This is a genomic window from Streptomyces sp. NPDC101181 (assembly GCF_044767975.1).
Taxonomy (GTDB): Bacteria; Actinomycetota; Actinomycetes; order Streptomycetales; family Streptomycetaceae; genus Streptomyces.
In genome coordinates this window covers 1-21,707 of sequence record NZ_JBIWOX010000030.1, presented here as the reverse complement: position 1 = coordinate 21,707, position 21,707 = coordinate 1, and the positions used below count along the sequence as shown (strand labels likewise).

General features: G+C 73.8%; 13 protein-coding genes and 1 riboswitch. Of the genes, 6 read left to right on the top strand and 7 right to left on the bottom strand.

Annotated features, from left to right (window positions below):
- Nucleotides 1–103: 103 nt before the first annotated feature.
- Nucleotides 104–1,327, top strand: coding sequence for a PP2C family protein-serine/threonine phosphatase (locus ACIRRU_RS29310; RefSeq protein ID WP_403685439.1), 1,224 nt, complete (start codon nt 104–106; stop codon nt 1,325–1,327).
- Nucleotides 1,328–1,536: 209 nt separating this feature from the next.
- Nucleotides 1,537–1,689, top strand: a riboswitch (cyclic di-AMP (ydaO/yuaA leader).
- Nucleotides 1,690–1,700: 11 nt separating this feature from the next.
- Nucleotides 1,701–2,732: a M23 family metallopeptidase gene (locus ACIRRU_RS29305; RefSeq protein ID WP_403685410.1), complete on the top strand. Its 1,032-nt coding sequence runs from the start codon at nt 1,701–1,703 to the stop codon at nt 2,730–2,732.
- Nucleotides 2,733–2,781: 49 nt separating this feature from the next.
- Here the strand turns inward: ACIRRU_RS29305 and ACIRRU_RS29300 are convergent, their stop codons facing one another.
- The 4 genes from ACIRRU_RS29300 to ACIRRU_RS29285 form a co-directional block, all read right to left on the bottom strand.
- The gene (locus ACIRRU_RS29300; RefSeq protein WP_403685409.1) at nt 2,782–4,320 is read right to left on the bottom strand and encodes a PrsW family glutamic-type intramembrane protease; all 1,539 of its coding nucleotides are present in this window, start codon (nt 4,318–4,320) and stop codon (nt 2,782–2,784) included.
- Between the two features lie 217 nt (nt 4,321–4,537).
- The gene (trmB, locus tag ACIRRU_RS29295) at nt 4,538–5,539 is read right to left on the bottom strand and encodes a tRNA (guanosine(46)-N7)-methyltransferase TrmB (protein ID WP_403685408.1); all 1,002 of its coding nucleotides are present in this window, start codon (nt 5,537–5,539) and stop codon (nt 4,538–4,540) included.
- Nucleotides 5,532–6,788: an L-2-hydroxyglutarate oxidase gene (gene lhgO / locus ACIRRU_RS29290; RefSeq protein WP_403685407.1), complete on the bottom strand. Its 1,257-nt coding sequence runs from the start codon at nt 6,786–6,788 to the stop codon at nt 5,532–5,534. Before lhgO ends, trmB begins: the two co-directional genes overlap by 8 nt.
- 118 nt (nt 6,789–6,906) lie before the next feature.
- Nucleotides 6,907–8,595 carry a sporulation protein gene (locus tag ACIRRU_RS29285; RefSeq protein WP_403685406.1) on the bottom strand — a complete coding sequence of 563 codons (1,689 nt, stop codon included), beginning with the start codon at nt 8,593–8,595 and terminating at the stop codon, nt 6,907–6,909.
- 933 nt (nt 8,596–9,528) lie between these two features.
- Between ACIRRU_RS29285 and ACIRRU_RS29280 the strand changes: the two genes are divergently transcribed.
- Entirely contained in the window at nt 9,529–11,640 is a 2,112-nt protein-coding gene (locus ACIRRU_RS29280; protein WP_403685404.1) for an asparagine synthase-related protein, read from the top strand.
- 217 nt (nt 11,641–11,857) lie between these two features.
- Here the strand turns inward: ACIRRU_RS29280 and ACIRRU_RS29275 are convergent, their stop codons facing one another.
- Both ACIRRU_RS29275 and ACIRRU_RS29270 read right to left on the bottom strand, forming a co-directional pair.
- Nucleotides 11,858–13,867, bottom strand: a complete 2,010-nt coding sequence (locus tag ACIRRU_RS29275; RefSeq protein WP_403685403.1) for a sigma-70 family RNA polymerase sigma factor — start codon at nt 13,865–13,867, stop codon at nt 11,858–11,860.
- Between the two features lie 404 nt (nt 13,868–14,271).
- Nucleotides 14,272–15,231 carry a TetR/AcrR family transcriptional regulator gene (locus tag ACIRRU_RS29270; RefSeq protein ID WP_403685401.1) on the bottom strand — a complete coding sequence of 320 codons (960 nt, stop codon included), beginning with the start codon at nt 15,229–15,231 and terminating at the stop codon, nt 14,272–14,274.
- Nucleotides 15,232–15,576: 345 nt separating this feature from the next.
- On the opposite strand from ACIRRU_RS29270, the gene ACIRRU_RS29265 reads away from it, so the two are divergent.
- Both ACIRRU_RS29265 and ACIRRU_RS29260 read left to right on the top strand, forming a co-directional pair.
- Nucleotides 15,577–16,995 (top strand): NAD(P)/FAD-dependent oxidoreductase, encoded by a 1,419-nt coding sequence (locus ACIRRU_RS29265; protein WP_403685399.1) that lies wholly within the window; start codon nt 15,577–15,579, stop codon nt 16,993–16,995.
- Between the two features lie 347 nt (nt 16,996–17,342).
- Nucleotides 17,343–19,097, top strand: a complete 1,755-nt coding sequence (locus ACIRRU_RS29260; protein ID WP_403685398.1) for a SpoIIE family protein phosphatase — start codon at nt 17,343–17,345, stop codon at nt 19,095–19,097.
- A 60-nt stretch (nt 19,098–19,157) separates the two neighbouring features.
- On the opposite strand, the gene ACIRRU_RS29255 is transcribed toward ACIRRU_RS29260, so the two are convergent.
- Entirely contained in the window at nt 19,158–20,513 is a 1,356-nt protein-coding gene (locus ACIRRU_RS29255) for an MFS transporter (RefSeq protein ID WP_403685438.1), read from the bottom strand.
- A gap of 151 nt (nt 20,514–20,664) precedes the next feature.
- Here ACIRRU_RS29255 and ACIRRU_RS29250 point away from each other — a divergent pair, with 151 nt between their 5' ends.
- A complete protein-coding gene (locus ACIRRU_RS29250; RefSeq protein ID WP_403685396.1) occupies nt 20,665–21,222 on the top strand; it encodes a MarR family winged helix-turn-helix transcriptional regulator in 558 nt (185 codons plus the stop codon).
- The last annotated feature ends 485 nt before the right edge of the window (nt 21,223–21,707 follow it).

Sequence of the window (21,707 nt, the reverse complement as noted above, 5' to 3'; positions counted from 1 at the left end):
CGGCCGATGAGCGGTCGCCGCCCGGCGCGGCTCCGGTGAGCCTGGACGCGGCGCGGTACCGTCCGCAGCCGTGGGTGGACCGGGCAGGAGTGCACAGGTGGGGATGGCCGAGGAGCGGCGCGGGGGCGTGGCCGGGAGCGCCGGTGGTCTGGGGCGGGCGGTGTTCGGGTCCCCGGAGGGCGTGGTGACGCCCGGCAGCAGGAGCACCCGGCGGTTCGTCCGGATGCTCCCGGCCCTGCTGATCCTCGGCGGGCTGGTCTTCGACTCGCTGGCCCCGCCCAACTTCACCGCCGTCCCGCTGTTCGTGGCGGCCCCGCTGATCGCCGCGCCGTTCTTCTCCCGGTCCCGGACCGTCCGCACCGGCATCGCCGCCGTCATCGCCGTCATCACGATGCGTCTGGCCGACGGGACCTCCACCCAGGTGGTCCCGATCATCGAGATGATCACCGTGCTGACCGCCGCGGTGCTGGCCCTCCTCATCAACGGCGTCGTACGCCGCAGCAACGAGCAGCTGGCCTCGGCCCGGGTCATCGCGGAGACCGCGATGCGGGCCGTGCTGCCGACGCCCGCGGAGCGGATCGGCGGGCTCCAGGTGGCGGCCCGGTACGAGGCGGCGCAGGCGGACGAGTTCGTGGGCGGCGACCTGTTCGCGGTGGCGGACACCCCGTACGGGGTCCGGCTGGTCGTCGGCGACGTACGCGGCAAGGGGCTGGACGCCGTCGAGGCGGTCGCGGTGATCATCGGGGCGTTCCGGGAGGCCGCCGAGCAGGAGCGTTCGCTGGAGGGGGTCGCGCAGCGGCTGGAGCGGGCGCTGGCGCGCGAGGGGACCCGGCGGTACGGGCTGGACGCCATGGAGGGGTTCATCACCGCCCTGCTGGCCGAGATCCCGCCCGGGGCCGCCACCGTGCGCCTGGTGAACCGGGGGCACCCCGAACCGATCCTGCTGCACGCGGACGGCGCCCTCAGGGTGCTCGCGCCCTCCACGCCCGCGCTGCCGCTGGGGATGGACCTGGGGGTGTGGCCGGACCGGTCCGACGAGTGGGCGATGCCCGCCGGGGCCACCCTCCTCGCGTTCACCGACGGCCTGTCCGAGGCCCGGGACGCGACCGGGGTCTTCTACGATCCCGCGGCCCGGCTGCGCGGCCGGATCTTCCCCGGGCCCGAGGAGCTGCTGTCGGCGCTGACCGACGACGTACGGCTGCACACCGGGGGGCGGTCCACGGACGACATGGCGCTGCTCGCGGTCGGCCGGCCGGCGGAGGGGCAGCCGGAGCGGCGGACGACGGTGCGGATCGTGGGCCGGGGCGATGACACGGTGCGTAGTTGAGGCGCGCCGCTCCGCATAACGTTTGACGTAACGTCAGAAAAAGGGGTGTGGTCAAGGTGCTGGCAAGTCGCCCGATTCACCCCGCTTCTGACGCGTACGTCCTCGGCGAGTGCGTTAATGATCAGGAGGAACAGCTTGGAATGGAGCCCGGGTGTCTATTAACGTTCGATAACGCAGCGCGGTCGTCCCAGCCGTCGTCAGGACGGCGCCGCGCGCGAGCGCCGAATTCCGCAAGGGAACCGGGGAACCACGTACATGGGGTGAATCGGACGCCTGCGTCTCGCGAGAGGCGGAGGGGCCCGTAGGAGACCTTCCTGCTCCGAACCCGTCAGCTAACCCGGTAGGCGAGAAGGAAGGAAAGGAGCGCGCCCACGTGGCGTCCAACAAGCCTGCCTTTGAGGCGGTTTCACCCTTCACCGCCGACATCTACGGCGGCGCGGAGCGGTCCATGGGGGAGTGGAATCCCACCGAGGAGACCATCCGCCCCGTACGCGGCAGGCACCGCGTAGCCAAGCAGCGCGGTCTGGCCCGCAGCTCCACCGTCCTCGGGGTCGGTGTCATAGCGGCCGTCGGAGCGGGGGGCATGGCCACCGCTCAGGACAAGGCACCCGTCTCCATCTCTCTTCCCGACTCCATCGCGGACAACCTTCCCGACGCCAAGTCCCTTCCTGGCGTCGGGTCGTTCATGTCCGGCGACGTGGAGGCCGCCCCGGTCGCCGCCTCCGCCCCGCTCACCACCGCCGGTCTCACCACCGCCGAGGCCGAGCAGGGCACCGGCGCGGGTGAGGCGCTGCGCGCCCGCATCCTCCAGCAGGCCGAGCAGCAGCAGGCGAGCGCCGACGCCGAGGCCAAGGCCGCCGCCGAGAGGGCCGCGGCCGAGAAGGCGGCCGACGAGGCGAAGAAGCAGCAGGACGAGGCCGCGGCCAAGGCCGCGGCGGCGAAGAAGAAGGCGGAGGAGGCGGCCAGGAAGAAGGCCGAGGCCGAGCGCCTGGCCAAGCTGGCCGCCAGCTACTCCCTGCCCGCCTCCTCGTACACCATCAGCTCGACCTACGGGCAGTCCGGCGCGATGTGGTCCTCCGGGCAGCACACCGGCCTCGACTTCGCGGGCTCCACCGGATCGCCGCTCAAGGCCGTGCACAGCGGCACGATCACGTCGGCCGGCTGGTCCGGTTCGTACGGCTACCGCACGGTGCTCCAGCTCGATGACGGCACGGAGATCTGGTACGCCCACCAGTCGTCGATCGACGTCTCGGTCGGCCAGAAGGTCACCACCGGCGAGACCATCGGCCGCATGGGCGCCACCGGCAACGTCACCGGCACCCACCTCCACCTGGAGGTCCGCACCGCGGGCGGCTCCGCGATGGACCCGCTGGCCTGGCTGAGCGGCAAGGGCCTCGCGGTCTGAGCCTTGAGGCATCCCGGAGACCGGCAGTCCTGACGCTCACCCCCCGACGTCAGGGCTGCCGGTACTCGTTCGCCTGCCCGTAGCCGTGGCTGTAGCCGCTGGTGTTTCCGTAGCCGTTGTCGTATCCGTATGCCTGTCCGGGGGCGTACCCCGGGCCGTACCCGTGCCCCTGACCCGGTGTCGGCGGGTGGCTCCCCTGGGGCCCGTACCCGGGCCCGTGTTCCTGTCCGTGTGCCGGCCTGTGCTGCCCGTACGCGTGCGCGGGGGCGTGCCGGTAGCCGTGGTGCGGGCGGGCCGTCAGGCGGGCGGCCTCGGTGAGCGCCGGGGCGGCGATGTCGCGGCGCTGCCAGAGATGGTGCAGCAGCTCCCGCTCCCGGGCGGCGAAGTCCTCTCCCGCCGCGCCGTGCCGGGCCCGGCGGCGCAGGCCCGCGAGCGACGTCGCGAACGACTCGTACTCCGCGACCGCGCGGGCCGCCGCCCGGCCCCGGGTCCGGTCCCGCTGCCAGTGGCGGGCCAGGTCGCGGGCGACGCCCCGGGCGCGCATGGAGGAGAGCGCCCGCGGTTCGGCCGGGGTGATCCAGCCCGCCGACACGTAGGCGGGCAGCTCGGCCGCGAGCGTACGCAGCTCCCGCTGACGGGACCAGATCGCCAGCCACGTCACCAGGCCGAACGCCGGGACCATGACGATCCCGTACACCGCGTAGAAGCCGTACGGGCCGAAGGCCGACGAGCCGTTCCACAGGGCGTGCAGGCCCATCGACAGGAGCAGACCCAGCAGCGGCAGGGCGATCCGGCGGACGCGGTGGCGGCGGGCGCTGAGGGCCGCGAAGCCGAATCCGAGACCGGTGAGGACCGTGAACAGCGGGTGGGCGAACGGCGACATCACGATCCGCACGAAGAACGTCCCCACCGTCACCGAGGCGAAGCCGGAGCCGCCCAGCTGCTGGTCCTCCCCGAAGGCGTTGCCCAGATAGAGGATGTTCTCGGTGAACGCGAAGCCCGTCGCGGTGAAACCGGCGACGACGATGCCGTCCACCACCCCGCTGAACTCCCGTCTGCGGAAGACGAAGATGAGCAGCACGGCCGCGGCCTTCGCGCTCTCCTCGACTACGGGGGCGATCACCGTCGCCCCCAGGGTGTCGGCGCTCGCCGGGTCGGCCGTCGCGGTGGCTATCCAGCGCGTCGCGAAGGAGTTGGCGATGATCGCGACCAGCGCGGCGGCGCACGCCCCCCACGCGAAGGCGAAGAGCAGGTTCCGCCAGGGGCCCGGCTCGACCCGGTCGAGCCAGCGGAAGGCGGCCATCAGCAGCGGCACCGGGAGCACCGCCAGGCCCAGCCCGACCAGGAACCCCTCCGGGCCGGTCTGTTCGCGGACCAGGGCGAGGATCAGAAGCCCGCACAGCACGAGCGCCAGGGTCACGGCCCCGACGCGGAAGGCCTTGCTGCGCCAGACCATGCCGACGCGGCGCGGCCGGTACCGCCACTGGCCACGCTCCGGCGCGGCGCCCAGCACCTCGTCGGGCCGCTGCTCGTGGCGGACCGGGACGGCAGGCCGCGCCTGCTGATGCTGCACGGAAGGGTCGGACACCACTCGACCCTAACGAGGAGCACGGACACCGGGCGACGGTGCATCCGGCCAGGCCATGGCCGTGAGACGCCCGTACGGTGTCGCGTACGGCGTGGCGGGCGGTGTTCCGGGCGGCCCTGCGCAGACCGTTCCGCGCGGTGCGCGGCCGAGGGTCCACGGCGCGCGGAACAGGCGGAGTGCGGCTGAGGGCCCCGTCGCGCGGGCCGGGCGGTGCGGGTCAGACGCGGGTGAAGAGCAGGTCGTGGACGACGTGGCCCTTGTCCAGGCCCTGGCCCTCGAAGCGGGTGAGCGGCCGGAACGCCGGGCGCGGGGCGTAACCCCCGTCGGCCGCCGTGTTCGCGAAGCGGGGGTGCGCGGTGAGCACCTCCAGCATCTGTTCCGCGTACGGCTCCCAGTCCGTAGCGCAGTGCACGGTCGCTCCGGGCTTGAGCACCGGGGCCACCAGGTCCAGGAAGGCGGGCTGGATGAGGCGCCGCTTGTGGTGCCGGACCTTGGGCCACGGGTCGGGGAAGTAGACCCGCAGGCCGTCGAGCGAATCGGGGGCCAGCATCTCGCGGAGCAGGATGACCGCGTCGCCGTTGGCCACCCGTACGTTGGTCGAGCCCGCCCGGTCCGCGAGGCCGAGGAGGTTGCCCTGGCCCGGGGTGTGGACGTCGACCGCGAGGATGCCGGTGCCGGGGTCGTCGGCCGCCATCCGCGCGGTGGCCTCGCCCATGCCGAAGCCGATCTCCAGCACGACGGGCAGGCCGTCGAAGAGCCGGCCCAGGTCGAGGACGCTCCGGCCGTCGATGTCCAGGCCCCACGTCGGCCACAGCCGCTCCAGCGCCTCCTGCTGGCCGGTCGTGACCCGGCTGCGGCGCGGCTGGAAGCTGCGGATCCGGCGCTCATGGTGCGAGCCCGCCGGGTCGGCGGCCGGGCCGCCGGGGAACCGGGGCTCCTGGCGCAGCCTGCGCTGCCGCTCGAAGGAGGCCTCCCGCCGCTCAGCCGCGTCACCGCCCGCCGCGCTCGCGTAGCCGTCCGCCGCGCCCGCGTCGGTACGCGCGGGTGCGGCGGGCCCGGCGGTGGCCGACGGGCCGGTCGTGGACGGGCCGGTCGTGGACGCGGCGGGGGCCGGCGCGCCGGTCACGGGTGCGGGCGTCGCGATGGTGGCGGACCCGGGCGGCGCGGGCACGGCTTCGGCGGGGGCGCCGGGGGCGGGGTTCAGGGGCTGCTCAGACACAATGCCCCGATTCTACGGCGGGCGGCCTCCACCCCGTCTCCCGCGCTTGGCGCAGCGCCCGCCGCGCCACTTCCCGTCCGATGGGCAGACATGCCGTCGCGGCGGGCGACGGGGCGTTCAGCACATGCACGGTGTGCGGGGCCTCGCGGATCAGGAAGTCGTCGACCAGCGTGCCGTCCTTCAGCACCGCCTGGGCCCGGACCCCGGCGGGGGACGGGCGCAGGTCCTCCTCCGTCACCGCGGGCAGCAGCCGCTGGACGGCCCGGGTGAAGGCGGACCGGGACAGCGACCGGTGGACCTCGCCCACCCCGTACCGCCAGTGTCTGCGGGCGATGCTCCAGGTGCCGGGCCAGCTCAGCGTGGACAGCAGGTCGCCGGGGCGCACCACGGGCCAGGCGTACCCCTCGCGGGCCAGTGCGGGGACCGCGTTCGGCCCGACGTGGACGGAGCCGTCGACGCCCCGGGTCAGGTGGACGCCGAGGAAGGGGAACGCCGGGTCCGGCACCGGGTAGACCAGGCCGCGCACCAGCTCGGGGCGGGCCAGCGTGTAGTACTCCCCCCGGAACGGCACGATCCGCACCTCGGGGTCGTCCCCGGCGAGGCGGGCGACCCGGTCGCAGTGGAGTCCCGCGCAGTTGACCAGGGTGCGGGCCCGGACGACCAGGCCCTCGGCCGTCCGCACCGCGACACCCCAGGGGCGGCGGGCTATCGCCGTGACCTCCGCGCCGTAGCGCACGAGGCCGCCCGCCGCGGTGACCTCGGCCGCGAAGCGGGTGGCGACGGCGGTGAAGTCGCAGACGCCCGTCGTGCCGACCCGGATCGCGGCGAGCCCCCGCACGTCCGGTTCGTACGCGCCGATCTGCGCCGGGCCCAGCTCCCGCACGGGCAGACCGTGTTCCCGGCCGCGCTGCACCAGGCCGTGCAGCCGGGGCAGCTCGGAGCGCTCGCTGGCCACGATCAGCTTGCCGGTCACAGCGTGAGCGATGCCGTGTTCCGCGCAGAAGTCCGCCAGCTCGGCCGCGCCGCGGAGCGCGTACCGCGCCTTGAGCGAGCCGGGGCGGTAGTAGATGCCGCTGTGGATCACCCCGCTGTTGCGGCCGGTCTGGTGGCGGGCGGGGCCGCTCTCCTTCTCCAGGACCGTCACCCGGGTGCCGGGCGCGGACCGGGTGATCGCATACGCGGTCGACAGACCGACGATCCCGCCGCCGATCACCAGCACATCGCAGTCGTACGCCGCGTGCGTCATCATCACGCCACCTCCCACCCCGATAGTGCACTGACCCACTGACAGCGGACTCAAACCCGTCGTGGACGGGGCGTGGCGCACACTTCCCCCCCGGGGGGGCCTGGCTGCCCCGGCCGTCCGGTCAGCCCTGGGCCACCAGCAGCGGGCGGGCCCGCTCCCGCAGCTCCGCGACCCGGGGCTCGTCCCCGTACGGCTCCAGGCGGTGCAGCAGGTCGCGGACGTACTCCGTGGTGCGGGCCGAGGAGATCCGTCCGGCGACCTCCACCGCGCGGGTGCCCGCCGCGCAGGCCGCGTCCAGGTTGCCCGACTCCAGTTCGGCGACGGCGGAGACGACCAGCCGCAGTCCGTGGCTGCGGACGAACTCCTCGGTCGGCCGGGACAGGGCCTGCTCCGTGAAGCGCCGGACCTGGCGGGGGGCCTTCAGGTCCCGGTAGCACTCGGCGGCGTCGGCGGCGAACCGGTCGTAACCGTAGAAGCCCAGCCAGGAGGGGTCGGAATCGCCCGCCCGGGACCGCTCCAGCCAGCTCTCGGCGCCCTTGAGCGCGGCCCCCGCGGCCGGTGCGTCGCCCGCCTTCGCGTGGGCGCGGGCCTCCACCAGCCGGAAGAAGCTCATCGTGCGGGCGGTGGCCAGCCCGCGGTTGCGCTCCACCGCGGCCTGCGCGAGGTCGACCCCCTCGTCGGCGAAGCCGCGGTAGGTCGCCTGGAGGGACATCGAGACGAGGACATAGCCGCCGAGCGGCACGTCGGCCGCCGCGCGGGCCAGGCGCAGCGCCTGGATGTAGTAGCGCTGGGCGGCCTCCTGCTGGCCGGTGTCGAAGGCCATCCACCCGGCGAGACGGGTCAGCTCCGCCGCCGCGCCGAACAGCGCCCGGCCGACCTCGTCGGTGTACGAACCGAGGAGCAGGGGCGCTGCGTCGACGCGTAAGCACTCCGGAACCATGGAGGAACGCCAGTCGCCGCCGCCGTACTTGGAGTCCCAGCGCCGTGCGTCCTGCGCCGCCTCGCGCAGCTTCGTCACGTCGCTGTGGCCGACCCGCGGCGGCGAGGCGTCCGCGACGGCGTCCGGGCCGGGCTGGACCGGAACACCCGGCTGGACCGGAACGCCGGGCTGCGCTGAAACGCCCGGCTGGACCGGAACGCCCGGCTGTCCGGGGGCTCCTGGGGATGCGGCGGTCCCCGGCTGGAGGGGGACGGAGCCGGGAGCGACCTCCGTGTGGAGGATGTGTGCGCCCCGGCGCTCGGACGCGCCCTGCGCCCCTCCGCGTGATCCCTGGCCGGGCTGTCCGTCCGGGCCGGGGCCGCGTGCGCCCAGTGCCGCCGCCTGTGCCGCCGTCGGGTCCCGGGCCACCGACGGGTCGGCGGGGGTTATCAGCCAGCGGGACGCGGGCGTCGCGTACGCGCTCACCGCGAACGAACCCGCCAGTGACTGCCAGATCCCGCCGCCGCCCCTGCGCCCGGCCAGATCCAGCCGGTACAGCTCGGTCGCCGACCGGACGGCCTCGCCCACGTCACGGGGGAAGGCGAGACCGACCTCCGGGGCCGGGTCCGCGTCGGCGAGGCCGATCTCGTGCAGCGGCACCGGACGGCCGAGCTTGGCCCCGATCGCCGCCGCGATGAGATGCGGTGCCGCGCCCTGCGGCACCATCCCCTTGGCGACCCAGCGGGCCACCGAGGTCTTGTCGTAGCGAAGTGTCAGACCGCGCTGTGCTCCGAGGTCGTTGACCCGCCGGGCGAGCCCGGCGTTACTGATTCCCGCGAGGGCGAGAACTGTGCCGAGCTTCTCGTTCGGCCCGCGTTGCTCCCTGGACATGCGCCACCCCTCGACACACAGACAGCCGCCGCGTCACCGGGGGCGGCGCGCGGCATTCGTACCGGTGCCTCCCCAGGTTCGAACCCTCGTACTCCGCCTGCACACGCATGTGGCCGAGCCCCGAGGAATATGCCCCCTGTCGAGAACACCAGTAAACACAGCGTAGTTCTCCCTATCCCTACCGTTAAGGGGCAGACGTCCGGATGGCGGGATTGTTGTCCGTGCGGGCGGTCCGGCCCGTCGGGAGGGGACGCGCGGGGCGTGGCGGGGCGTGCTCCTGGTGTGTGGCCGTGCGCCCGGCCGTGCGCTCTGGCCCGCCCCGTTACGGGACGCTTGGCTGAGTCCTGCGTGGGTCGGCCCACTGCACTGGACTCAGTGGGCTGGGGGAAACCGCCGCTCCATTCCCCGCGGGCGGCGGACCGGTCCGGGAGGTGAGGCCCACCTCCCGGACCGTACGCGAGAGGGGTCGCCGAGGGGGCGTGGCGCGGTATGCGCGATCGGCGGCACTTCGAGAGATTGGCCGAATAGTGTCGGTCGGGTGAGGGTCTGGCCAACGATCTGACTATGGCCGGATATCGGCGCTGTCTCCCGGCGGCGCCGGCCTCTCCCGCACTGCGGGGGCGGGCCGGGGCGGCGCGGGCTTCGGCATCGCCCCGGCCCGGCCTCGCGGAGTACAACTCCCGGAATCTTCAGCTCCGTTGCTGGGGCCGGAGTGAAGACCGGCGTGGGCGGCGGCGCGAGGTCGCGGTGCGTGCGGACCGGCGGTCCGGCGACCCCGGAGGTGAGGCGTGCCGGGCCTTTGCCAGGGGCGCATGCTCTTCTGCCGTGCGCTGCCCGTACACCCTCTCGTACGGCGTTGTCGTGGCAGCATGTCCGCAGCGGCGTTTCGTCCAGCAGGGGTGCGCCGTTTGTCCACAGCCTGTGGAGGCGGCGATGCGTTGGTTGGTGGGATGGAGCAGTATCGCCGCGAGCTTCGGCACCGTCGGCGCCGTCGGAAACGCCGGTGAGGGGCGCACGGTCCACCCCGTCGGCTCCCAACTCCTGTGGGGGGACCCCGATCCGCTGTGGGCGGTCGGCGACTGGCGCCCCGACGAGATCCGCGTCATCGGCGTCGCGACCCCCGAAGGGGCGCCCGCCGTCCGCCTCGCCGTCCTCGGCTGCTGCGGGGCGACCGACGAGCAGCTGCGGGTGGGCCTGCTCGCCGCGCGCGGCGGCGCGATGCGCCATCTCACGGCCTGGCCCGGGAGTTACACCGCCGTCGTACAGGTCGGCCGCCGCATCACCGTCGCGGGCGATCTCGCCGGAGCCCGGCCCGTCTTCCACACCCCCTGGGCGAACGGGACCGCCTACGCCACCGCCGCCCTGCCGCTCGCCGACCTCATCGAGGCCCAGCTCGACATCGGGCACCTCGCCGCCCTGCTCGCCTGCCCGGAGACCCCCGAGGCCCTCGGCGACGGCACGCCCTACGCGGGCGTCAAGCGGGTCCCGCCCGGCCATGCCCTCATCCTGCGGGAGGGCTCGCGCGAGATCACCGGCTACGAGGCCGTCGCCTCCCTCGCCGTCGCCGCGCCCCAGGCCGACCCGGTACGCGCGGTGGAGGGCGTACGGGACGCCCTCGTCGAAGCGGTACGCGCCCGGCTCACCGCTCCCCGGCACGCGCCGGAGACCCTGCCGCAGGACCCCGGGCCGGTCCCGGGGATGGGCCCCGCCGACCGCCGCGCGGCCCGGGGCGGCCCGGTGGCGGGCATCGGCGCCGACCTCTCCGGAGGCAGCGCGTCCGCCACCCTCGCCCTGCTCGCCGCCGGGCTGCCCGGACTGCCCGGGACCCTCCTCGGCCACGGCACCGGCGCGGGCGAACGGCTGCTCGCCGTCACCTTCAACGACCTCACCACCCGAGGCGACGAAGGGGAGTTGGAGCGGGCCCGCGCCATCGCCGCCAACCCCCGGCTGCACCACGTCGTCGTCGCGGCGGGCGAAGAGGCCCTGCCCTTCGCCGCGTTGGGCTCCGGTCCGCTCACCGACGAACCGGCCCCCTCCCTCGTCCTCGCCGAGCGCCACCGCCGCCGCCTCTCCGCAGGCAGCGCCGACCACTTCGTCGGGCACGGGGCCCGGCAGGTCCTGGACGCGCACCCGGCCCGCCTCGCCGACCTCCTGATGGACCGGCAAAGACGTCACCTGCTGCGCCCCGTCGCCGCGCTCACCAAGGCCGAAGGCCCCACCGCACACTCCCTGTTCGTCCCGCTGACGGTCTACCGCGCAGCCCGCCGCCTGGCCCGCACCTCCTACCGCACCGGCCTGGAGTCCGCCGCCGGACTGCTGCCCGACGCCAACCGGTACGCCCCCGACCTCGCCACCCCCGCCGACGCCTCGCTCGCCGCCCTCGCCTGGTCGCGCCCGGGGCCCGCGGCACGCTGGCTCACCGGGGAGGCGCTGGCCGAAGTATCGGTTCGGCTCCAGGACGCGGCGATCCGCCCGACCTCCGTGCAGCGCCCCGGCGAGGCGCGGGCCCGCGCGGCCCTGACCCGTGGCGCGTCCGACCATCGCATCCTGGAGCAGGTGGCCGAGATCCGCAGCCAGCGGCTGCACGCCCCGTTCCTCGACAACCAGGTCGTCCGGGCGGCCCGCGCCCTGCCCGAGTCCCTCCGGGTCCAGCCCGGCGCGCGCGCCGCGATCCTGCGCCGGGTGCTCGGCGGGGCAGGCATCCACGAGCTGCCGCCCGGCTGGGGAACGCCCTCCCAGGCCACCTCGACCGCGGTCACCCGGACCGGCCTGCGCACCGCGCTGCCCGAGCTGATGGCCCTGTTCGACGCCCCGCTGCTCGCGGACGCGGGCCTGGTGGAGGCCCGGGTGGTCCGCAAGGCGCTGCGCGCCGCGTCCGAGGGGGAGCCGCTGCCGTTGGACGGCCTGGCGGACCTGGCCTCCACGGAACTCTGGCTGCGCCGCCTGGTCACGCGCCGGGGCACCTGCTGGACGGGCACGGCGGCTCCGCGCCAGCGTGCGGTGGCGGGCGGAGTGACCCCGTCCCGGCGCACGCTCCAGCCCTGAACCGCCCGGCGCCCCAGGGTCCTTACCCGGCCGGCCAGGCCCCGGAAGCTCAGACCCGGCTCTTGTGAGGTCCGGGCGCCGGATCCCGTGAGGCTCAGGCGCCGTGAGGCTCAGGCCCGGTGAGGTCCGGGATCCCATGGGGCCTAGGCGTCGGACCCCGTGAGGCATAGGTCCCGGCCCCCGTGAGGCTCAGGCACCCCGGCGGGCGTCGCGAGGCTCAGGCGCAGCTGATGCGGGACTGAGCCCAGTCGGCCAGTGCCACCCCGCCGAACGGCGTCTCCGGCTCCACGACGAGCCGGATCGAGGACGTCCCGGCGAGGGAAACGCTCACCGGGACCGCGGGATCGCCGCCCCGCATCACCGGGGAGCGCCACAGCCGGGCCCCGTCCCCGTTGAACACCGAGAAGCGGACGGCACCGAGCCCCATCGTCAGGTCGTCGACCCCGACCAGGGCCTGGTAACGCGTGCACGGGCGGTTCAGCTCGATGGTCACCGACGACTGGGCGTGCACCGTCACCCCGTGGGCGTACCGCGTGGAGGCGATCGCCACGTTCGACCGCTGCCAGATCCAACTGCTCCGGCCCAGCTCCACCTCCGGCTCGGTGTGGTCGCCGAACAGCGAATAGCGCAACTCGTTGACCTGGTAGTCCTCCGGGGCCGGTGGAGGCGGCTTCGGGGTCGGGGTGGGGCTCGGGGACGGCGGCGGGCTCGGCGCCGGGGGCGCGGGCTCCGTCGGCGCGGGGGTGGGCGTGGGGCGCGGTGTCGGGGCGGCCTCGGACGGCGTCGGGGCGGGCGCGGGCTCCGACGCCGGAGGCGCGGGTGCGGGCGGCGCGGGCTTCGGCGGCTCGGGCGCGGGCTTCGGAGGCGGCGGGGGCTCCGGGGCCGGGGCGTCGGGGGCCACGGCCGGGGGCTTCGCCACCTGCTTGGGCTCCGGCTTCGGCTGGTCGTCGCCGACGAGCGCCCACACCAGACCGGCCGCCGCGGCGACGGCCACCGCGGCCGCGATCCCCGCCTTGGCCGGCGTGCCGAGCCCCTCGGAGGCCGCGGCGCCTCCGGCGGCACCGCCAGAGGACCCCGAGCCGGTCGCCGCGGCCGCGGCCCCCGCCCCGGCGGCCCCGGCGGCGCCACCCGCCACGATGCCCGCGGCCTTGAGCGAGTACCCGGCGGCGAACCAGCCGATGACCGCGATGGGCAGCAGCGCCGGAATCCCGGCGTTGACCTGGTCCAGCTCGCCCGCGGCCACCCGGCACTTGGCGCACTCGTCGAGGTGCTTGCGCAGCCCGCGTTCGGCGCGCATCCGCAGCCCGCCCCGGGCGTAGGCGCCGAGCCGGTCGGCGTACTGCGCGCAGTCCCCGCCGGTGGTGAGCGCCTGGCTGACGTGGGCCTGGAGATACGCCTGCTTGAGCCCTTCGCGGGCCCGGCTGGCCAGGACGGCGGTGGCGTTGGCGGTGAGACCGAAGAGCGGAGCGATCTCGCTCGGCGACTCCTCCTCGACCGTGGTGTGCCACAGGACCGCCTGCCAGCGCTCCGGCAGACTCCGGAACGCCTCCATCGCCATGGTCTGCTCGGCCTCGTGCATCGCCAGGACGTCGGCGCCGAGTTCGAGGGTGTCGTCGTCGGAGAACTCGGAGGAGCGGGCCGCCTGCGAGGCGAACACCGCGAAGTCGTCGACCAGGTGCTCCCGCTTGGCGCTCTTCGTCCAGGCGGCGGCGACATGGCGCACGGCGGTCATCAGGTAGGCCCGGACCGCTTCCTGGGGCCCTTTCCCGCCCCGTACGGCCTGCAAGGTGCGGGCGAACACCTCGGCGGTCAGGTCGTCGGCGGTGTGGGCGTCCCGGCAGCAGCTGCGGGCGTAGCGGAGGACGGCGCCCGAATGCCGCCGGAACAGCTCCTCATAGGCGAGGTCGTCCCCGCCGCGCATGCCGTCGATCAGCTGGGCGTCGGACAGACCGGCATCGGCCGACCCGTCGCGCCCCTCGCGCTGCTGCGGAACGGCGTGCGCGCCGGCTCCCGTACCGGTGCCCGCACCGGCTCCGCCGGACGCGTCGTCCTCGGCGACGGCGGGCCACGGTCCGGGAAGGACGGTCCCGCCCTCGGCCTCGCCGTCCGTCGGACCGCGTCCGGCCTGGGTGGGTACCTGGCCGGCGGACAGCCCGTCGGCTTTCGTGCCCCCGCCTCCCGCGGCGATCTCGTCGAGAGGCTCTTCCTGCTGCTCGTTACCGCTCATCGCGGAAGCCCCCGTATACACCCTCGGACCCGAATTACTGGCCAAGACTGCCACATGGCTCAATCGTGTTGGACGCTCAGTCCCGCCAACCACTCATCCGAGGGGTTTTCTCGAACGTGAGTGCTGAAGCTACCCATTTCGGGGAATGCTGTCGTTTCGCTTCTACCTCCTCACCTCTCGGCGCCCGACCTCTCGGCACTCACCCGCCGACCCGGGCGCCTACCCGGACCCTGGCGCGCCGACCCGGGCGCCTACCCAGGTCCTGGCCCGCCGACATGGGCGGCGGACCAGGACCCGAAGTGCGACGCACAGCCGCACACCAGCGTCGGGGCGTCAGGGCACCAGCGCCAGGGCATCAAGGCGTCTGAGGGCACCAGGGCGTCAGGGCCTGTCGTCCCGGTCGGTCAGACCGGCCGCGACCGCAGCCCCTCCAGCAGGATGTCCAGCAGCCGGGCGGAGGCCGCCGCCTGCTGGGCGGCGTCCGGCAGCGAGGGAGCGGCTGTGGCGATGACCAGCAGCACATCGGCGACCGTCACCTCCCGGCGCAGCTCGCCCGACTCCCGGGCCCGTTCGACCAGGCGGCCCACGACCTCCAGCAGCTCCACCACGCCGGTCTCCTCGTCGAGCCCGTCGAGCCCGTCGAGTCCATCCAGTCCGTCGGCCAGATGCGTGCGCTGGCCGACGACGCGCTGGTCGCTCTGGCCCATCCCCTGCCGCTGCTGCGGAACCCGTGTCTCGTCGGACTCGCCCGGCACCGGCGCCGCCCCGGAGGCCGCCGGTATGACCGGCTCGTCCGTGTCGACCCCCACCCGCAGCACCTGCGGCGGCAGCAGCCTGCCCGCCCCCGACGCCACGGAGGTCCGCAGGAAGCGGGAGAGCGCCGACCAGGGCTCCTCCTCCTGCCCCAGCGCCGTACGGGCCTGCTCGGTGAGCCGGGCCGTCTCCTCCTCGGCTATCCGCCGGACCAGGACGTCCTTGCTCGGGAACCTCCGGTAGACGGTGCCCACACCGACCCGGGCGCGACGCGCCACATCCTCCATCGGGGCGCCGTAACCCAGCTCCCCGAACACCTCGCGCGCGGCCCGCAGCACGTGCTCCAGATTCCGCTGCGCGTCGACGCGCAGCGGAGCCGAACGCGCCGCGCCCGCGCCGCCCGAGGGCGTGACGGCCGGCTTCCTCGCCGCCGGTCCCGCGGTGGCCGAACCGATCGTGGCCGACCCCATCGCCGCCGCGCTCACCGCGGCGGCGGAGCGGACGGTGTCCGCCGAACTCATGACTCCGAGCGCTCCCACGGAACCCAGACGCCCGTGCGTCTCGGACATGTGCGAGAGCGCGGCCTGGCCATGCGCATCCTGAATACTCATAACTTTCCCCCGGTTATGACGTCTCCCCCCGGAGACTTCCCGCCGTTTGAGCCGGGGAGCGGAGCATCACGGAATCCGCACCCCACAACCCCGGCGGGTTACGAACATAGTTGAGCCCGGGTCAATTCAGAAGGGGGCAGTTCCGCATGGGGCGCCGCCCGGCCGGAGCGACAGCCGGTCCCACCCCGCGACACCTCCGTCCCCCGGCCCTGCGCGTACCGCCTGACCTGCGAGGCTCCCGGTTCCCGCACAGCCGGAAGCGGGAGAGCCGTTCCGGAACCTCCGGTCACACAATTTGCCGGGCCTGTGGACAAACCACTGACTCCGTTGCGTCATGGGGTGGTGATGGCTCCAGATCCCCGGGGGACGACCCCCGGCACCCGGCCAGGTGTGCGCATTCTCGTCGTCGGCGGCGGCTACGTCGGCATGTACACAGCGCTGCGTCTCCAACAGAAGCTGAAGCGGAGACTCAAGAGCGGCGACGCCGAGATCGTGGTCGTCACCCCCGAGCCGTACATGACGTACCAGCCGTTCCTGCCCGAAGCGGCCGCCGGCTCGATCTCCCCGCGCCACGTGGTCGTACCACTGCGCCGGGTCCTGAACCGGTGCACGATCGTCATCGGCGAGGCCCAGCACATCGACCACGCCAAGCGGACCGCGACCGTCACCACCCTCGCCACGGCGGAGGACGGCACCGGCGCCCGGGAGATCGCCTACGACGAGATCGTCATCGCCCCCGGGTCCGTCTCGCGCACCCTGCCCGTCCCCGGGCTCGCCGACTTCGGTATCGGCTTCAAGACCGTCGAGGAGGCCATCGGGCTGCGCAACCACGTCATCGAGCAGATGGACATCGCCTCCGCCACCCGCGACCCCGCGATCCGCGACGCCGCCCTCACCTTCGTCTTCGTCGGCGGCGGCTATGCGGGCGTCGAGGCGCTGGCCGAACTGGAGGACATGGCCCGCTACACCGCCCGGTACTACCACAACATCAAGCCCGCCGACCTGAGATGGATCCTGGTCGAGGCCTCCGGCCGCATCCTCCCCGAAGTCGGCGAGGCCATGGGCACGTACGCCATCGGCGAGCTGCGCGGCCGCAACATCGACGTCCGCCTCGACACCCGCCTGGAGAGCTGCGAGGGCCGGGTCGCCGTCCTCAGCGACGGTGCCCGCTTCCCCACCCGTACGCTCGTGTGGACCGCGGGTGTACGACCGGCGCCGCTGCTGGCCGCGACCGACCTGCCCCTGAACGAGCGGGGGCGGCTGCGCTGTTCGGCCACCCTCGCCGTCGCGGGCATGGACCACGCCTGGGCCGCCGGGGACGCCGCCGCCGTACCCGATCTGACCGCCGCCGAGCCCGGCCGGGAGACGGCCCCCAACGCCCAGCACGCGGTGCGCCAGGCGAAGGTCCTCGCCGACAACGTCCTCGCGACGATCGACGGGCGGCCGCTCCAGGAGTACCGGCACGCGTACGCCGGGTCGGTCGCCTCCCTCGGGCTGCACAAGGGCGTCGCCCACGTCTACGGCCGCAGGCTCAAGGGCTATCCCGCCTGGCTGATGCACCGCATGTACCACCTCAGCCGGGTCCCGACGTTCAACCGGAAGGCCCGGGTCCTCGCCGAATGGACCCTGGCGGGACTCTTCAAGCGGGAGATCGTCTCCCTCGGCTCACTGGAGCACCCGCGCGCCGAGTTCGAACTCGCGGCCGGTGGCGGGCCCGACCCCGGAACGCCACCAGCCCCCGGCCCCGACCGCCCGAAGAGCTGACACGACAGCCCAGGCAGGCACGCGGGCGAGCGGACATCCGGGTATCCGGGCATCAGGAGCAGGGGTGAAGGAGGCGTGAGAACGAGGGACGAACGACCGTACTGACAGTCCATCGGACGGCGGCTGTCAGTACGGTCGGTCACACTGGACGTGTGACCATAGGTGGGCTCACATCTGCACAGAGTGACCCGGCCGGCAGCGACCAGCAGTGACCAGCAGCGACGCACCAACAGCACGACGAGGCCCGGCTGCGCCTTCCCGGGGGTACGGCACCCGGCGCCCCCGAACCCGGCAGAAGAAGCAGCCCGCCCGAGCGGACCAGACCGACACACGAGGCCAGAAATTCCGTGAACTTCACGCGTTGGAGCGCCCGCCTTCCCGGAACGCAGCGCCGAGCTGCCGCACGGGACGACCGCAGTTCCGTCCCAGCGGCCCGCGCCGAGTGCGCCCGGCAGGAGGGCGCCCCCGCCCCGCCGGACCGCACCGCCCCCGCCCCGGACGGCGCCGAGAAGACGCCGGCCGTCACCGGCCCCGCCCCGGACGACCTTTCGGCCCGCGAGATCCTCGGCCGGCTCCCCGCCCCCGTCGCCCTGCTCCACGGCCCGGACCACCGCGTCGCCTACGTCAACGACGCGTACGAGACCGCGTTCGGCGCCCGCCCGGCCGGCGCCCCCGCCGCCGAGGTCATGCCCGAGCTGGCCGAGCTCAGCGTGCTGCCCCTGCTCGACCAGGTCCTGCGCAGCGGCACACCCCGCACCGTCAAGTCCCGCAAGACCGCCGAGGGCTGCTCGTACACCGTGACCTGCACCCCGGTGACGGCCTGGGACACGAGGAACACGAAGGGCACGAAGGAGGCCGGGGGAACAGGAGAGGCAGGAGGAGCAGGCGCGACAGCAGAGGAGAAGGGCGGAGGAGGCGTCCTGGTCCACGCGGCCGACGTCACCGACCACGCCGAGGCCGCCGAACGCCTGCGCACCAGCGAGCGCCGCCACCGCGACACGGCCGTCACCCTCCAGCGCTCCCTGCTCCCGCAGGAGCTGGAGCAGCCCGACGACCTCCGTATCGCCGCCACCTACCAACCCGGCGGCACGGACGCGGCCGTCGGCGGCGACTGGTACGACGTCATCACCCTCGGCGCGGGCCGCACCGCCCTGGTGATCGGCGACGTGATGGGCCGCGGGGTGCGGGCGGCCGCCGTGATGGGCCAGCTCCGCACCGCCGTGCGCGCCTACGCCCGCCTGGACCTGCCGCCGCACGAGGTGATCCAACTGCTGGACGGACTCGCCGCCGAGATCGACGCCACCCAGATCGCCACCTGCGTCTACGCCGTCCACGACCCGAACGAGGAGCAGCTCGTCTACGCGTCCGCGGGCCACCTCCCGATCCTCGTCAGCGACGAGGACGGCACGGTCCACCGCGCCGCCGACCCCACCGGACCCCCACTCGGGACCGGCGGCTGGATCCACACCTCGGGCACGATCGCACTGCCGCCCGGCTCCACCGCCGTCCTCTACACCGACGGCCTGGTCGAACGCCGCAGCGAGGACATCGACGAGGGCGTCGCCTCCCTCGCCCGCGCCCTCTCCGGCGCCAAGGGGTCGCCCCAGGTGGTCTGCGACCGGCTGATCCGCTCCCTCGGAGTGACCGCCGAGCACGACGACGACGTGGCGGTCCTGGTGGTCCAGCACCCCGCGCGCACGGGGACGGACGCCGAGCGGTTCCACAACGCCGCGCTCGACCTCCTCGGCGGCGTCGAGGCCGCCCCGCGCGCCCGCGCCTTCGCCACCGGCGTCCTGTCGTCCTGGCGGTTCCCGGCCGAGCTCCGCGACCGCGGCGTCCTCGCCGCCAGCGAACTGGTCGCCAACTCCCTCCAGCACGGCACCCCGCCCATGCGGCTGGGCCTGCGCCGCACGGACCGGCGGCTGATCATCGAGGTCACCGACGGCGACGACCACCTGCCGCGCCGCCGCCAGGCCGAACCGGCGGACGAGGCCGGACGCGGCATCGAGATCGTCGCGTCCGTCGCCACGTCGTGGGGCAGCCGCCGCACGCCGGGCGGCGGCAAGGCGGTCTGGTGCGAGTTCGCCCTGCCCAAGGAGTGAGCGCGCCGCGGCCCCGCACCGGCCACGGCATCGACCGTGTCCGGGTGCGGGGCAGCGCCCTCAGCGACCGGCGGACGCCGTGGCGGACGCCGTGGCGGACGCCGTACGAGCCGCCGGAACGGTCCCGATCGCTCCGCCGGTCCCGCCGCCCTCCGGCAGTGACACCGCCACCACCCGCGAGGGCACGTCGGCCAGCGACGGCTGGTCCTGTACGGGGCTGAGCCGACGCCCCAGCCGCAGCGCGAGCACCGTGATCCCCAGCGAGAACAGCACGAACGTCACGATGTACGGGCCGTGCAGCGAGGCCCCCATCGGGCCGCCGACAGCGGGACCGACCGCGAGCGCGAGCTGCTTGCACAGAGCGAACGCCGAGTTGTACTGCCCGACCATCGACGCTGGAGCCAGATCGGCGACCAGCGGGGCGACGGTCGGCGACAGCATGGCCTCGCCGAGCCCGAACAGCGCGTACGTCGAGATGAACGCGGCCGTCGCCATGGCCTGGCTGCCGTGCCCCAGCCCCGCGTAACCCGCCACGATCCAGGCGAAGGCCCAGATCAGCCCGACCGCGGCGATGACCCGGCTGCGCCGCCGCCGCTCCACGAGCCGCAACACGACGAACTGGGCGATGACGATGACCGCGGTGTTGGCGGCCAGCGCGAGGCCGAGCGTCGAGGGCTGGATCCCCGCGGCCTCGGTGCCGTACGCGGCGAGCCCGGACTCGAACTGCCCGTAGCAGGCGAAGAAGAGCACGAACCCCAGCACGCACAGCTGCACCATGGCCCGGTGGGAGAGCAGCGCCCGCATCCCACCGCCCTTCGCGACGGAACCGTCCACAGGCCGGGCGTCACCGAGCGAAGCCGTACGGGGCATCCGCACCGTGGTGACGATGGCGCCGAGCACCACGAACATCACGGCCTCGATCAGGAACAGCACGGTGAAGCTCGCCGGACGGCTGACGTCCACGAGCTGACCGCCGACGAGCCCGCCGAGGCCGAGCCCCAGGTTCTGGAGGAAGAACTGCGTGGCGAAAGCCCGGGTACGGGTCGCGGCGCTGGAGCACTGGACGAGCATGGTGGCCAGGGCGGGCTGCATGACGGCGGTGCCCGCGCCCAGCACAGCGGCCGCCAGCACGGCGGCCGGAACGCTGCTCGCGAACCCGAGGGCGGCGGCGCCGACAGCGGCCAGCCCGGAGGCCACGAGCAGCACGGGCAAGGGCCCTCGCCGGTCGATGGCCCGCCCGGTGAACGGCAGCACGGCCAGCGCCGCCATCGCGAAGACCGCCAGCACGACTCCCGCCGTACCGGCACCCAGATCCCGTACCTGCGCCACATAGACGTACAGATAGGGGACGGTGAACCCGAGCCCGAACGCGCTCAGCGCGCTGCCCAGCTGAATCCGCCGCAGCGCTGCGCCCATCTCCCTGGTCACACTCACCTACCTCAAACACCTGAGGGGTCGCGAGGACCCCGAACGAATCAGACTCAAAGACTTTAACACTAAAGTTAGAAGGTGAAAACTTCAGCCTGAAGGACTTCAAGGGTGGTGGGGGCGTGTCATACTGCCCGCCATGTCCGAGAGCACCGAGGAGCCCGGCCCCAGCGAGCCGAGCCTCGACGAACAGATCGCCGCGTATCAGCGCGAGTTCCGGGACCTCGACCCCCAGGTCGAGCAGGTCGTCTCCGCCCTGGGTCGCCTGAACCGCCGGATGAACGTCGCGTACGGCCGACAGGTCGCCGCCCTCGGCATCAGCAACGCCGAGTGGGAGGTCCTGAAGACCCTCGTCCTGTCGGGTGCCCCCTACCGCCTCGGCCCCGGCGAACTCGCGAAGCGCCTGGGCCTCACCCCGGCCGCCATGACGCACCGCATCGACCGCATGGCCGGCGAGGGCCTGGTCACCCGGGACCGCGACGAGAACAACCGGGTCCGCGTCATCGTCGAGCTGACCGACGAGGGGCGCACGAAGTGGCTCGAGGCGATGCGCATGGCGAGCGACTTCGAGGAGGACCTCCTCCAGGACCTGTCCGGCGATGACCGCGGGGTCCTCGGTGAACTCCTGGTCCGCCTGCTGCGCCGCGTGGAACACGCCCAGCCGGACGCGGGCGGCCGCCTCACCGACCTGGACTGAGACGCCTGAACCGGGGATGGCCGGGGGTCGCCTGAGGGCGGGTTGACACACCCCTGATGGATCCGTAGAGTTCTTCGAGTTGTCACGGAGCCGGAACGGTTCGGCGGCAACCCATCCCGCCGCGAAAGCGGCAACCAAACTCAGCACGACCTCCCACTCGGGATGATTTCGGCATGCCGGAATTCACGACGAGGGCTCGATTATGAGCTACCGGGGGAATCCGCTAGAGTTTGAGCGTCGGAACGGCCCAACGGCCGTGATGGCAAAGCCCGCTGACTGGGAATCAGACCCGAAAGGATCTGATAGAGTCAAACTCGCCGGAAAGGGAAAGCGCGAAAGCGAAAAACCTGAAAAGCGAAACTGTACGGCCCGCTTCGACCGGGAATCGGACACTGGAAAGTGTCTGGTAGAGTCGGAAACGCAAGAACGGTAAGACTGAAGGGAAGCGCCCGGAGGGCCCGGTGATACGGGGCCGAAGGAAGCGT

Coding starts and splice junctions, on each gene's coding strand:
- ACIRRU_RS29285 (WP_403685406.1), bottom strand. CDS start 8,595: ATGTCCAGGGAGCAACGCGGGCCGAACGAGAAGCTCGGCACAGTTCTC.
- ACIRRU_RS29310 (WP_403685439.1), top strand. CDS start 104: ATGGCCGAGGAGCGGCGCGGGGGCGTGGCCGGGAGCGCCGGTGGTCTG.
- lhgO (WP_403685407.1), bottom strand. CDS start 6,788: ATGATGACGCACGCGGCGTACGACTGCGATGTGCTGGTGATCGGCGGC.
- ACIRRU_RS29275 (WP_403685403.1), bottom strand. CDS start 13,867: ATGAGCGGTAACGAGCAGCAGGAAGAGCCTCTCGACGAGATCGCCGCG.
- ACIRRU_RS29255 (WP_403685438.1), bottom strand. CDS start 20,513: ATGGGCGCAGCGCTGCGGCGGATTCAGCTGGGCAGCGCGCTGAGCGCG.
- ACIRRU_RS29265 (WP_403685399.1), top strand. CDS start 15,577: ATGGCTCCAGATCCCCGGGGGACGACCCCCGGCACCCGGCCAGGTGTG.
- ACIRRU_RS29250 (WP_403685396.1), top strand. CDS start 20,665: ATGTCCGAGAGCACCGAGGAGCCCGGCCCCAGCGAGCCGAGCCTCGAC.
- ACIRRU_RS29280 (WP_403685404.1), top strand. CDS start 9,529: ATGCGTTGGTTGGTGGGATGGAGCAGTATCGCCGCGAGCTTCGGCACC.
- ACIRRU_RS29270 (WP_403685401.1), bottom strand. CDS start 15,231: ATGAGTATTCAGGATGCGCATGGCCAGGCCGCGCTCTCGCACATGTCC.